This window comes from Streptomyces sp. NPDC048671, from assembly GCF_055587045.1.
Map to the genome: position 1 here is coordinate 74,278 of NZ_JBVJHB010000001.1, position 12,864 is coordinate 87,141.

General features: G+C 71.4%; 11 protein-coding genes. All 11 read right to left on the bottom strand.

Annotation, left to right across the window (positions count from 1 at the left end):
• Nucleotides 1-79: 79 nt before the first annotated feature.
• On the bottom strand, nucleotides 80-1,411 hold the full coding sequence (locus ACZ6S6_RS00395) for a pectate lyase family protein (RefSeq protein WP_469702637.1): 1,332 nt from the start codon (nucleotides 1,409-1,411) through the stop codon (nucleotides 80-82).
• Between the two features lie 103 nt (nucleotides 1,412-1,514).
• A complete protein-coding gene (locus ACZ6S6_RS00400; protein WP_362961759.1) occupies nucleotides 1,515-2,336 on the bottom strand; it encodes a rhamnogalacturonan acetylesterase in 822 nt (273 codons plus the stop codon).
• A gap of 127 nt (nucleotides 2,337-2,463) precedes the next feature.
• A complete protein-coding gene (locus ACZ6S6_RS00405) occupies nucleotides 2,464-3,798 on the bottom strand; it encodes an ABC transporter substrate-binding protein (protein WP_469702639.1) in 1,335 nt (444 codons plus the stop codon).
• Between the two features lie 63 nt (nucleotides 3,799-3,861).
• Entirely contained in the window at nucleotides 3,862-5,415 is a 1,554-nt protein-coding gene (locus ACZ6S6_RS00410) for a glycoside hydrolase family 43 protein (protein WP_469702642.1), read from the bottom strand.
• Nucleotides 5,412-6,239 carry a DUF6807 domain-containing protein gene (locus ACZ6S6_RS00415; protein WP_469702644.1) on the bottom strand — a complete coding sequence of 276 codons (828 nt, stop codon included), beginning with the start codon at nucleotides 6,237-6,239 and terminating at the stop codon, nucleotides 5,412-5,414. The genes ACZ6S6_RS00410 and ACZ6S6_RS00415 overlap by 4 nt, the downstream gene beginning before the upstream one ends.
• Nucleotides 6,236-7,414: a Gfo/Idh/MocA family protein gene (locus ACZ6S6_RS00420; protein ID WP_469702646.1), complete on the bottom strand. Its 1,179-nt coding sequence runs from the start codon at nucleotides 7,412-7,414 to the stop codon at nucleotides 6,236-6,238. Before ACZ6S6_RS00420 ends, ACZ6S6_RS00415 begins: the two co-directional genes overlap by 4 nt.
• A 5-nt stretch (nucleotides 7,415-7,419) precedes the next feature.
• The gene (locus ACZ6S6_RS00425) at nucleotides 7,420-8,340 is read right to left on the bottom strand and encodes a carbohydrate ABC transporter permease (RefSeq protein WP_362961769.1); all 921 of its coding nucleotides are present in this window, start codon (nucleotides 8,338-8,340) and stop codon (nucleotides 7,420-7,422) included.
• Complete coding sequence (locus ACZ6S6_RS00430; protein ID WP_250970433.1) at nucleotides 8,337-9,266, bottom strand: carbohydrate ABC transporter permease; 930 nt, start codon at nucleotides 9,264-9,266, stop codon at nucleotides 8,337-8,339. The genes ACZ6S6_RS00425 and ACZ6S6_RS00430 overlap by 4 nt, the downstream gene beginning before the upstream one ends.
• A gap of 243 nt (nucleotides 9,267-9,509) precedes the next feature.
• Nucleotides 9,510-11,246, bottom strand: a complete 1,737-nt coding sequence (gene araD, locus ACZ6S6_RS00435; RefSeq protein ID WP_469702649.1) for an L-arabinonate dehydratase — start codon at nucleotides 11,244-11,246, stop codon at nucleotides 9,510-9,512.
• Nucleotides 11,243-12,145 (bottom strand): dihydrodipicolinate synthase family protein, encoded by a 903-nt coding sequence (locus tag ACZ6S6_RS00440; RefSeq protein WP_362961773.1) that lies wholly within the window; start codon nucleotides 12,143-12,145, stop codon nucleotides 11,243-11,245. The genes araD and ACZ6S6_RS00440 overlap by 4 nt, the downstream gene beginning before the upstream one ends.
• Nucleotides 12,146-12,177: 32 nt before the next feature.
• Nucleotides 12,178-12,834: a GntR family transcriptional regulator gene (locus ACZ6S6_RS00445; RefSeq protein WP_362961775.1), complete on the bottom strand. Its 657-nt coding sequence runs from the start codon at nucleotides 12,832-12,834 to the stop codon at nucleotides 12,178-12,180.
• Nucleotides 12,835-12,864: the final 30 nt, after the last annotated feature.

The following is a 12,864-nucleotide window of genomic DNA, read 5'->3' on the forward strand; positions in this document are numbered from 1 at the left end:
GGCGCCGGGTCCGGGCGGCCCCCGGCCGGTTCCTGGAGAGGCACCGGCGGAGGGGGCCGCCCGGCCCCGTGCGGGGCGGTCAGGCGCCGGGAATCCGGGCGGTGCCCGCGCCGAGGCCGACGAGCAGCGGCACGAGCAGCGGGTGGTCGACCCTGTTGCGCAGGGCCGGGGTCCAGCCGGCGCCCGAGGTGAGCTGCTCCTCGGGAACGCCGGCGTTGTGGACGGCGATCAGGTCGGTCCGGCGGCCGTTGACATAGTTGTCGGCGGCCGTGAGCGAGGACTCGGACCACTTCTTGATGATCTTCGCCTTGTCGAACTCGCCGCTGAGGGTGAACGCGTTGTGCTCGGCGACGAGGTGCGACTCGGCGCCGACCCCGTAGGAGTAGCCGTAGACGCTGCCCTTGGTGGCGACGAAGTGGTTGTTGTACGAGTCGACCTGCCCGAACCGGACCCGCGGCGCGCGCTCGTTGACGTTCTTGAAGAGGTTGTGGTGCAGGGTGACGCGGAGCTTGCCGCGGTCGGTGGCCGCGGCGCCGTCGCTGTTGCCCAGGAGCATCGTCTTGTCGTGGTCCTTGAGGACGTTCCAGGAGACGGTGACCAGGTCGGCGCCCTTGACGATGTCGAAGAGCCCGTCGTGCTGCTGGAACAGCTCGTCGAAGTAGCGCGGCTGGTCGGCGTCGGGGTGGTCCCCGTCGCTGAAGGTGTTGTGGTCGACCCAGACGTGGTCGGAGCCGTAGACGACGAGGTTGTCGTACTCGGAGTTCCAGTGGCCGGTGTCCCCGTCGGTGGGGTCCCACTGGGGGAAGCAGTCGTAGGTGTCCTGGAAGCCGATGTTGCGGACGATGACGTTGGAGACGCCCTGGATCTGGATGCTGGCGCCGATGACCGTGGCGTCCTTGCCGACGCCGATCAGTGTGGTGTTGGACGGGACGTAGACGTTCACCGCGGCCTTCTGGAGCTTCGCGGAGGCCAGCCGGGCGTCCTCCATGGGGCCCGAGGGGACCTCGGTCCGGCCCCAGGTGGCCGGGTCGTAGGCGTCGAGGTATCCGTCCAGGGTGTAGCCGTCGCTCTGGTACGCCTCGCAGTCGATCGGGGTGCCCTCGGCGTCGGCGTTGCCGTGGATGGTGCCGTCGATCCTGATAATCTTCGGGGCGTCGCCCGCGTCCTCGAAGGCGGCGATGAGCTCGGCCCGGTTGCTCACGGTGTAGACGTGGTCGGGGGTGGCGGCGGCGCCTCCGGTGGTGGAGCCTTCGGCGGAGGCCCAGCCGTCACCTGCGGGAAGCACCGAGCGCTCGACGCCCTTCCCGCCGTGGTGCGCGGAGGCCTGGGCGGGGACGCTCAGGGCCAGGGCCAGCGAGGCGCAGCCCATCGCGACGGCGATGGCGCGGGTGCGGGATCTGCGTGCGGACATGACGAATCCTCAGCTCTCGTTCGGGTGTGCGGGAATGGGGGGCCGCCGATCCGGCCCGGTACGGGCCGCCGGGGCGGTGGGGTGGTGGGGCGGTGGGGCGGCGTCAGGCCTGCGGCCAGCTGATCCATGCCTCGGGGACGTGTCCGTCGACGCGGCGGATGTCGCGCGCGGTGAGCACCCGGCTGTCCAGCAGGGCGCGGGCCGTCATGCGGGCGACCTCGATGGCGCCCGTGGGCCGGAAGTGGGTGTTGTCCTGCTGCCCGTCCGGGTAGTTGGGGGACTCCCCCGGCTCCAGCCGGTTGAAGTACGCCTCGGTCCCGTCGGGGCCGAGCTCCTGCCAGCGGGCGAGGGACAGGGCCTGCATGTCGAGCAGCGGCACCCGCTCCCCGGCGGCCAGGGCGCGCATCGCGGCCGGATAGTCGCCGTGGGTGGGCTTCGCGGTGCCGTCCTCGGCGAACCGGCGGCGCTCGACCGGGGTGACCAGCACGGGCCGGGCGCGGCGGGCCCGCGCCGCGGCGATGTACCGGCCCAGGCAGTCCTGGTAGGTGGTGTACGGATCGGTGCCGCGGGCCGGGTCCTCGGTCTTCTCGTCGTTGTGCCCGAACTGGATCAGCAGGAGGTCTCCGGCGCGGACCTCCTCCAGCAGGGCGGCGAGCAGGCCCTCGTCGATGAAGCTCTTCGAACTGCGGCCGTTCATCGCGTGGTTGGCGACGGTGAGGGTGCGGCTCAGGAAGAACGGCAGGGCCATGCCCCAGCCGGTCTCCGGGGCCGCGTCGGCGTACTTCGGGGCTGCCGTCGAATCGCCCGCGATGTGCACGGTGCGCGGGCGGCGGGCGGCGCCGCCGTGCGCGACGGCGGGGGTGGTGGCGAGGGCCAGCGGCAGTGCGGCGATGGCGGCCGCGGTCTGCCTGCGAGTGAGTGACACGGTGGGACTGCCTCTCTCATGGATGCGTACGAGGTCGTACGGATGTGCAGGAGGAGAGGGGCCGGCGGCGGGACGCGACCCGCTGCCGGCCCCGGTCACCGGGGTGTCGGCCTTGCGAGCGGCCGGATCAGCCGTTGCCGATCTCCTTCCACTCCGCCTGGGCCTTGTTCAGCTCTTCGGCGATCTTGTCGAGGAAGGCCTTGGCCGTGACCTTGCCGAGCAGCAGCTTCTGGAACTCCGGCTCGTTGTCCGCCTTGCTGATGTTGTTCCAGTCGGGCAGGTAGTACGGCAGCTGCACGATCTTGGTGGAGCCGTCGGTGAGGGCCTTCGCGGCGAGCTCGGTCGGCTCGGCCGCGCTGATCCACGGGTCCTTGGCGGCCTCGGTGTTGGCCGGGATGGCGCCCGCGGACTCGTTCCACTTGCTGTTCGACGCGTGCGAGGCGGCGAACTCGATGAACTTCCAGGCGGCCGTCTTGTTCTTGCTCGACCGGAACAGGCCGAGGCCGTCGACCGGGTTGGAGACCTGGACCCGGGTGCCGCCGTCGCTGATCGGGTTGGGGATACCGGCGAACTTCTCCTTGCCCAGCGCCTTCAGGTGGTCCTGGTAGGAGCCCAGGTTGTGGCTGAGCATTCCGATGGTGCCGGTGTCCCACTGGGCGACCATCTTGGTGAAGTCGTTGTTGACGTCGGCGGCGGGCGTCGACTTCTTGTAGAGCGCGGCGTACTTCTCCAGCGCGGCGACGTTCTTCGGGTCGTTGAGGGTCGTCTTGTCGCCCTTCCAGAACTCCGTGATGCCGGACTGGCCGTACGCCGCGTCCATGGCCTGGGCGATGGAGCCGGCGCCGCCGCGGATGGTGTAGCCGAACTTGTTCTTCTTGCTGTCGGTGAGCTTTTCGGCCGCCTTGTAGAAGTCGGCCCAGGTGGTGGGTGCTTGGAGGCCCGCGGACTCGAACAGGTCGGTGCGGTACCAGATCGCGCCGTTGTTCGCGGAGGTCGGCACGGCGAACATGTCGTCGCCCCGGCCGCCGGCGTCCTTGACGCTCTCGACCATGCCCTCGACGAGCTTGCCCTTGAGGGAGGAGTCCTTGATCCGGTCGGTGAGCGGGTCGAGGGCCTCCTGCGAGACCATGTTGGCCAGGTAGGCCGTGCCCACACCGCCCACGTCCGGCAGTCCGCCGCCCGCGATGGCCGTGTCGTACTTGGACTGCACGTCGGCGATCGGGATCGGCACGTACTTGACCTTGATGTCCGGGTTCGCCTTCTCGAAATCCTTGATGATCTCGGTCCAGATGGCGGTGCGTGGACCGCCGTTGTTGTCCCAGAAGGTGATTTCGCCCTTGCCGCTGCCCTCGGTGCCGCTCCCGCTGCCGTCGTCACCGCAGGCGGTGGCGGTCAGGGCGAGTACCGCCGCGACGGACACCGCTGCCGCGGCACGCCCCCGCTGCGTCTTCGAGATCTTCATGGTCGGCTCTTCTCTGTCGGTTGTCCGTGTGAAGGGTTGCTCTGCGTGGGGGGCTTCGTACGGTCAGGCGGTGGTGCGGAAGCCGGTGAAGCGGGCCGTCCCGGCCGGCCCCGTCCCGGCGGGTGCGGTGGCGAAGAGTCCGAGCAGGGCGCCGACCCAGCGCCACGGCTCCGCCGCGAAGACCTGGCCCGAGGGCCTGAACCCGGTCCCGTCCCCGGTGTCGGCGTGGAAGCGGCAGCGGGCCCCGGCCCCGACCTCGATCCGCAGCCGGGCCCGCCCCTCGGGGGCCGGTCTGCTGTGCCCGGCGTCCCGTTCGTGCTCGGCGACCGTCTCCGCGTACCGGTGCACGAGCCGTACGCCCCCGCCGTCCGACCGCTCCAGGCCGATCCAGCTGAACGCGTCGCCGAGCACGGCGAGCCCCGCCTTGGCGCCCGGCACCTCACTGCCGAGGCAGACCTCCACCTCGGCCGTGAACGTGTCGGCGGGCAGCCGCTGGACCAGCACATTGGGCAGGGCCCGCAGATCGTGCGCGTAAGCGGTCCGTACGCAGCTGAGCCGCAGCCCGTCCCCGGCGTGCTCGACGGTCCAGCCGGGGCGGGGGTTGGCGGTCCACTGCCACTGTCTGCCGTACCGGCCGCCGGGGAAGCTGTCGTCGCTCGCCGGTGCCTCGGCGGGCTGGCGGGGCGCGGCCGGCTTCGGGTGCACGGACACGGGTTCGCCCGCGTCACCGATGACCGGCCAGCCCCCGTCCTCCTCGGCCCAGCGCATCGGCTGGAGGTGGACGACCCGCCCGTAGGCCCCGCGCTCCTGGAAGTGCAGGAACCAGTCCTCGCCCGCCTCGGTGCGGACCCAGCCGCCCTGGTGCGGCCCGTTGACGCCGGTACGGCCCTGGGCGAGGACGACGCGCTCCTCGTACGGTCCGAAGAAGTCGCGGGAGCGGAAGGCGCCCTGCCAGCCCGTCGCCACCCCGCCGGCCGGGGCGAGGATCCAGAACTCGCCTTCGTGCCGGTAGAGCTTGGGGCCCTCCAGGGTGAACCAGCCGGGGATCGTGTCGGCGTCGATCAGGGTCTTGCCCTCGTCGAGCAGCTCCCGGCCGTCGGGGCTCATCCGGTGGCCGGTGAGCCGGTTCTTGATCCCGGAACGGGACTTGGCCCAGGCGTGCACGAGATAGGCCTCGCCGGTCTCCTCGTCCCACAGCGGGCAGGCGTCGATCAGCCCCTTGCCCGCCTTCACCAGATGGGGCGCGGTCCACGGGCCGCGGATGTCCCCGGCGCTGATCTGCTGGATGCCGTGGTCGGGGTCGCCCCAGAAGATCCAGAACCGTCCGGCGTGGTGCCGCAGCGACGGCGCCCAGACCCCGCGGTCGTGGCGCGGCACGGCGAAGTCCGCGGCGGGTTCGAGGCGGTCCAGGGCGTGGCCGATGAGTGACCAGTTCACCAGGTCGCGCGAGTGCAGCAGCGGCAGTCCGGGGACCCGGCCGAAGCTGGAGGCGGTGAGGTAGAAGTCCTCGCCGACGCGCACCACGTCGGGGTCGGACCAGTCGGCGTTCAGCACCGGGTTGCGGTAGGTGCCGTCACCGAGGTCGGCGGTCCAGGGCCGTCCGCCCGGGCCGCTCACGCGGTCACCGCCCGGCGGACGTAGGCGGCGGCCGTCGCCCGGTCGAGCCGGCCGTCGGCGATGACGGTGACGACCCGGCGTACCACGGTGGCTCCGGCGGGGACGGGGAGCCGGTGGGCTGCGGCGAGGGATGAGCCGACGCCCGGGTACTCGATGGTCCGCACGAACCACGGGTCCCGCCGGGTCTCCTCGGTCGCCCCCGCGAACACCAGGGTCCAGCCGTCGCCGCTCATCGCGACCCAGTCGGCGGCGCGTCCGTGCACCGCCTCCTCGCCGTCCCCGAGGCCGCTGAACACGGCGGGCGGCGAGGGTTCCTTGGGCGCGCGCCAGAAGAAGCCGCCGTATCCGGCGCCAGGCCGGCCGTTGGTGGCGGGGCTGCCGATGGAGAGGTCCGAGCCGCCGCGGTTGGTGAGCGAGAAGGAGAAGTCCAGCGCCCAGGCGGTGTCGGAGAGTTCGGCGGTGGCGACCGTGCGGTGCTCCCGCAGGAGTTCGGTGTCGCCGGCCTCCCAGCTGAGCTCCTCGACGAAGCCGTCCGGGTCGCGGAGCTTCCAGCCGAGGTGGCGCTGGACCCCGTGGTTGTCGAGCGCGGTGGGGCCCTGGTCGCGGACGAAGGTGCGGCCGCCCCAGAAGTTGTGCCCCGCCACGTCGGGCACGGCGACGGAGGTGCCCAGGTGGTGGAGGTGGTCGGCCGGGTGCTCCTCGGTGACCGGGGTGCCGGCGAGGGTGGTGACGGGGTGGAGGTAGGGGCGGCCCTCGGGGGCGGGGAGGTAGGTGTAGCGGCCGACGGGGCGGCCGGCGCAGCTCAGGAGTGCGGTGGTCGTCACGGTGAACTCACCTCGGTGGGGAGCGCCCAGGGGACGCCGAGTTCGGAGAAGAGCGTGAGGGTGCCGGCGCCCGCCGCGACGGCCGCGTCGATGCCGCGCACCACCCGGCGGGTGCCGCCGCCGGTGAGGGCGGGGGCGGTGTGCCAGGCGCCGGACGGCAGGGCGAGCGGCTCGGGGGCGGTCCGTACGGCTTCGACGACCTCCATGAACGCGCCGGTGCGGTGCGGCGGCACGAGCAGCGCCGTGCCGTGCGTCAGGTGGTCGACGAGGTTCTCCAGGAGGTCGGTCCGTCCGTGGACGGTCTCCTGCGGGCCGTGTCCGGCGCGCTGGACGAGGACCCGGTCCTGCTTGTACCAGAAGGTGATCCGGCCGCGGTCGCCGTGGACGATCACATAGGGTTCCCCGGCCTGTTCGGCGCAGAGGGTGACGGCGACGGTGACCGGCAGCCCGGACGTGGTGGTGACGCGTACGCAGGAGGTGTCGTCGGCCTCGATGTCGTGGGCGCGGAAGAGTTCGGTCTCGACTCCGGCGACGTCCCGCGCCGTCGCGCTGCCGGCGAGTTCGAGGGCGGTGGCGACGGCGTGCGCGAGCGGGTTGGTGAGCACCCCGTCGACCACATCCGTGCCGCCGATCCGCCGCCGCCCGGCCCAGGGCGCCCGCCGGTAGTAGGTGTCGTCGCGGACCCAGGCGCCCGCGGCCCCGTAGCCCCGCACGGTGCCGACGGCGCCGGTGCGGACGAGTTCGCGGATGGCGGGTACCGCGTGTGAGCCGAAGGACTGGAAGCCCACCTGGCAGGCGATGCCGGCGTCCCGTACCCCGGTCAGGATCCGCTCGAAGTCGGTCCGGGTCGCGGCGGGCGGTTTCTCCAGCAGGAGGTGGACGCCGCGTCCGGCGGCGGTGAGCGCCAGTTCGGTGTGGGTCTGGATGGGGGTGCAGATGACGGCGGCGCGGGCCCCGGTGGAGTCCAGGAGCGCCCCGAAGTCGGCTGACTGCTCGGGGAGTTCGGTGGCGAAGGCGGTGAGTTCGTCCGCGCTGAGCGGGTTGAGTTCGCAGACTCCGGCGAGCCGGACGAGGCCCTGGTCCTGGAGGCGGCGGATATTGGCGAGGTGCCAGCGCCCGTGGCCGCGGGCGCCCGCGAGGACGACCGGCAGCGGGGTGGTGGGGGTGGGGCTCATACGCGTCAGCCCTTCACGGCGCCGGCGCTGAAGCCGGTGATCAGCCACTTCTGGATGAAGGCGAAGACGATCACCACGGGGACCGCGGCGATCACACCGCCCGCGGCGAGCGCGCCCAGATCGACGCTGTCCGCGCCGATGAGGGTGTTCAGGCCGACCGGGATCGTCTGCTTGTCCTGCTCGCTGAGGAACATCAGGGCGAACAGGAAGTGGTTCCAGCTGTGCACGAAGGCGAACGAGCCGACCGCGATCAGCCCCGGCCGCAGCAGCGGCAGCACCACCGCGCAGAAGGCGCGGAAGCGCGAGCAGCCGTCCACCCAGGCGGCCTCCTCCAGCGAGACGGGCACGTTCTTGATGAATCCGCTGATCAGGATGATCGACAGCGGCAGCTGGAAGACCGTCTCGGCGATGACCACGCTCCCCAGGGAGTTGATCATCTGGAGGTTCTTGAAGATCTCGAAGAGCGGTACGAGCATCAGCGCGCCCGGGATGAACTGCGAGCAGAGCAGCGCCAGCATGAAGGCGTTCTTGATCTTGAAGTTGAACCGGGCGAGGGCGTAGCCGCCGGCCAGTGCGACGAGCGTGGTGGTGATCAGGGTGCAGACCCCGACGATCATGCTGTTCTGGAAGAAGACGGCGAAGCTGCGCTCGTTCCAGACCTTGTCGAAGTGCTCCCCGGTCATCGGCCACGGCACGAGCGAGGTGGACCCGGCGGGGCGCACGGCGAACAGGAACATCCAGTAGAACGGGATGAGGGTGAAGACCAGGTAGATGCCGAGCGGTACGTAGATCTGCCAGCGCGGCACCTCGTCGAAGGCGCGCTCGCGTCCGGGCTTGCGGCGCCGGTGCGCGGCGGGCGGCGGGCTGCTCGGGGCGGGCGGGTGTGCGGTGTCGGTGCCGTTCTTCTCGGCCAGTGCGGCAGTCACTTGTGGTCGCCTCCGAACTTGCTCAGGCGCAGATAGACGATCGAGCAGAAGAGGAGGATGACGAAGGCGACGGTGGTGAGCGCCGACGCGTATCCGAAGTCGTGGCCCTCGATGCCGGTGTTGGCGACATAGAGCGGCAGGGTGGTGGTCTCGCCCGCCGGTCCGCCCCCGGTGAGGGTGTAGAGCAGGTCGACGTTGTTGAACTCCCAGACGCCGCGCAGCAGGGTGGCGAGGATGATCGCGTCCCGCAGGTGCGGCAGGGTGATGTGGAAGAACTGGCGCAGCCGCCCGGCCCCGTCGACGGACGCCGCCTCGTACAGCTCCTTGGAGACGGACTGGAGGTCGGCGAGGATGAGGATGGCGAAGAAGGGGACCCCGCGCCAGAGTTCGGCGACGGTCGCGGCCCAGAAGACGGTTCCGGTGTCGGAGAGCACGGAGGTGCCGTAGTCGCCGATGCCGGCGTCCGCGAGGTAACGGCTGAAGCCGGTCGAGGAGTTGTAGAGCAGGATCCAGATGGTGCTGGTCAGTACGCCGGAAACGGCCCAGGGCGAGAAGACCATGGCGCGGGAGATGCCGCGGCCGATGAAGGTCTGGTTGACGATCAGGGCGAGGGCGAGTCCGAGGGTGAGCTGGAGCGCGACCTGGGTGACCACCCACTGGGCGCTGAAGCCCAGGGTGGTCCAGAACTGGTCGTCCTCGGTGAAGATCCGGGTGAAGTTGTCGAGGCCCGCGAAGCCGTTCCGCCACGGCTTGGTGACGTTGTAGTTCTGCAGGCTGTAGTAGAAGACGCTGATCACCGGGTAGGCGATGAAACCCAGCATCAGCAGCCCCGCGGGGGCGATCAGCAGATACGGCAGTCGGCGGGGGCTCGCGGAGCGGCGCCTGGGCACCTTGGGCGGTGTGGCCACAGCGGCGGCTTGGGCCATGACACGTCTCCGTTCTCTGAGGTACTGGGGGTGCGGGTTGGTGCTGGGAGCACTCGACGGGGCCGGCCGGCACCCACTGGCGCCGGGTGGTGCTCGGTGGTGCCGGGTGGTGCTCGGTGGTACCGGGTGGTGCTCGGTGGTACCGGGTGGTGCTCGGTGGTGCGGTGCGTGTAGTACGCAAGCGCTTCCCGCATGTCGTTCGGTATGCCGGACACGCGGTGCGCGGAATTCCGGTGGGGCCGTTCAGCCGGCGTACGGGTCGGGCACTTCTCCCGGCCGGGCCAGGAAGGCGAAGTCGCAGCCGGTGTCGGCCTGGGTGATCTGGTCCTGGTAGAGCGCCCCGTAACCGCGCTCGTACCGGTTGGCCGGCGGCGTCCACTCGGCCGCGCGCCGCGACAACTCCGCCTCGGTCACGTCGAGATGGAGCAGGCGCGCCTCGACGTCCAGGGTGATGAGGTCACCGCTGCGGACGAGTGCGAGGGGCCCGCCGACATAGGACTCGGGTGCGATGTGCAGCACGCAGGCCCCGTAACTGGTGCCGCTCATCCGGGCGTCGGAGAGCCGCACCATGTCCCGTACGCCCTGCTTCAGCAGGTAGTCGGGGATCGGCAGCATGCCGTACTCGGGCATTCCGGGGCCGCCCTTGGGTCCGGCGTTGCGGAGCACCAGCACATGGTCCGGGGTGAGGGCCAGGGCCGGGTCGTTGATGGTGCGCTGCATCTCCTTGTAGTCGTCGAAGACGACCGCGGGACCGGTGTGGCGCAGCAGGTGCGGTTCGGCGGCGATGTGCTTGATGACCGCGCCGTCCGGGCAGAGGTTGCCGCGCAGCACCGCCACGCCGCCCTCGTCGGCGAGGGGGTTGTCGCGTTCCCGGATGACGTCGCTGTTGTGCACGAGAGCGCCGTCGAGCTGTGCGCGCAGGGTGTCGTGCGCGACGGTGGGCCGGTCCAGGTGGAGTACGTCGGTGAGCCGGGCCAGGAAGCCGGGCAGCCCGCCGGCGAAGTGGAAGTCCTCCATCAGGTACTTCCCGCCGGGCCGCAGATTGGCCAGGACCGGGACGGTACGGGCGACGCGGTCGAAGTCGTCGAGGGTGAGCCTGATCCCGGAGCGGCCCGCCATCGCGATGAGGTGGATGACGGCGTTGGTGGAGCCGCCGAGCGCGAGGACCGTGGCGACGGCGTCCTCGTAGGCGTCCGCCGTGAGGATGTCCGACAGCTTCCGCTGCTGCCAGACCAGTTCGACGATCGCGAGCCCGGACCGCGCGGCCATCCGGTCATGGCCCGAGTCGACGGCCGGGATGGAGGAGGCGCCGGGGACGGTGACGCCGAGCGCCTCGGCCGCGGCCGTCAGGGTGGAGGCGGTGCCCATCGTCATGCAGTGGCCGGGCGAGCGGGCGAGCCCGTTCTCCAGTTCGGCCATCTCGCAGTCGCCGATGAGCCCGGCCCGCTTGTCGTCCCAGTACTTCCACATGTCGGTGCCGGAGCCGAGGACTTCGTTGCGCCAGTGCCCCGGCAGCATCGGCCCGGCCGGTACGAAGACGGCCGGCAGGTCGACGGAGGCGGCGCCCATCAGCAGCGCGGGCGTCGACTTGTCGCAGCCGCCGAGCAGCACCGCGCCGTCCACGGGGTAGGAGCGCAGCAGTTCCTCCGTCTCCATCGCCAGCATGTTGCGGTAGAGCATCGGGGTCGGCTTCTGGAACGTCTCCGAGAGGGTGGAGACCGGGAATTCGAGCGGGAAGCCGCCCGCCTGCCAGACGCCCCGCTTGACCGCCTGGGCGCGGTCGCGCAGGTGGACGTGGCAGGGGTTGATGTCGGACCAGGTGTTGAGGATCGCGATGACCGGCTTGCCGAGGTGCTCCTCGGGGAGGTAGCCGAGCTGGCGGGTGCGGGCGCGGTGGCTGAAGGAGCGCAGCCCGTCGGTGCCGTACCACTGGTGGCTGCGCAGCTCCTCGGAGCTGATGCGGCCGGCCTCGGGGATCATATGGACCACCCCGCGACCTGGTCGGCGACCTCGGCGCGCTGCGCCTCGGGCAGCACCCGGCTGGGCGGGCGGACGTCGCGGCCGCACAGGCCGAGCGAGGCCAGGGCCTCCTTGACGACCGTCACGTTGTTGGCGGACTGCCGGGCGGCGCGCAGTTCCTCGAAGCGGCGGATCTGCTCCCAGACCTTCATCGCGGCCGGGTGGTCGCCGGCCCGCAGCGCCTCCAGCATGGCGATCGAGACACCGGGGGCGACGTTGACGAGGCCGGAGGTGAATCCGGTGGCGCCCGCGGAGAAGTAGGAGGGGGCGTACAGCTCCGCGAGGCCGGCGATCCAGACGAACCGGTCGAGACCCGCGTCGCGGGCGAAGGCGGCGAAGCGGGCGGCGTCCGGGACGGCGTACTTGACGCCGATGACGTTGGGGCAGGCGTCCGCGAGCGCGGCCAGGGCCTCCCCGTCCAGGTGCGGGTTGCGGATGTAGGGCACGACGCCGAGTCCGGGGACGGCCTGCGCGATGGCCCGGTGGTAGTCGATCCAGCCGTCCTGCGAGACGTACGGGTGGACGGGCTGGTGCACCATCACCATCTCGGCCCCGGCGTCCCGGGCGTGCTCGGCCGCGGCGACGGCGGTCGGCACGTCGTGTCCGACCCCGACCAGGATCGCGGCACGGCCGCCCGTCTCGTCGATGGTCAGCTCGGTGACGGTGCGCCGCTCCTCGGGGGTCAGCGCGTAGAACTCGCCGGTGTTGCCGTTCGGGGTGAGGATGCGTACGCCGCCGTCGAGGAGCCTGCGCAGCAGGGCGCGGTGCACCGCCGTGTCGATGGTGCCGTCCGCGGCGAACGGGGTCACCGGGATCGCCACGACGTCTGCGAGGGCCGCCTTCAGCGGTGTGAGGTCCATGCGGACAGGCCTTTCTTCGATGTGCTGGTGGTTCACGCCGCGCCGCCCCCGTCTTCGTCGTCGGGGAAGGCGCGGCGGACGAACGACGCGATGTGGTCGTGCAGGGCCCCGGCCGCGGCGTCCGCGTCGTCGGCGAGCGCGAGCCGCAGGATCTCCCGGTGCTCGGCCGCCTCCCGCTCCCAGGACGGGATGGTCGCCCAGGCGACGGTCGAGACGAGGGCCGCCTGGTCGCGGACCTCGTCGAGCATCCGGGCCAGCAGCGGGTTGCCGCAGGGCAGGTAGAGCGCCCGGTGGAAGTCCCGGTTGGCGAGCGACCTGTCCGCCTTGTCGCCGGCCGAGTCGGCCCGCTCCAGGGCCTCCTGGGCCTCGTCGAGCGAGGCCTTGCGGGTGATGGAGCGGCGCAGCGCCTCCGGTTCGAGGAGCAGCCGCACGTCGTACACCTCCCGGGCCATGGTCGCGTCGACCAGGCGCACGATCGCGCCCTTGTACTGGCTCATGACGACGAGTCCGGTACCGGCGAGGGTCTTGAGCGCCTCACGGACGGGGGTCTTGGAGACCCCGAACTGTGCGGCGAGCTCGGTCTCGACGAGCGCCTGCCCTGGTCTCAGCTGCGCCGTGAGGATCGCGTGCTTGATCGCCTCCAGCACGTACTGGGTGCGGGACGGAATCGGGGTGGGCGCAAAGGTCATGGGTGAAGGGCTCTCGCATCTCGCGTATCG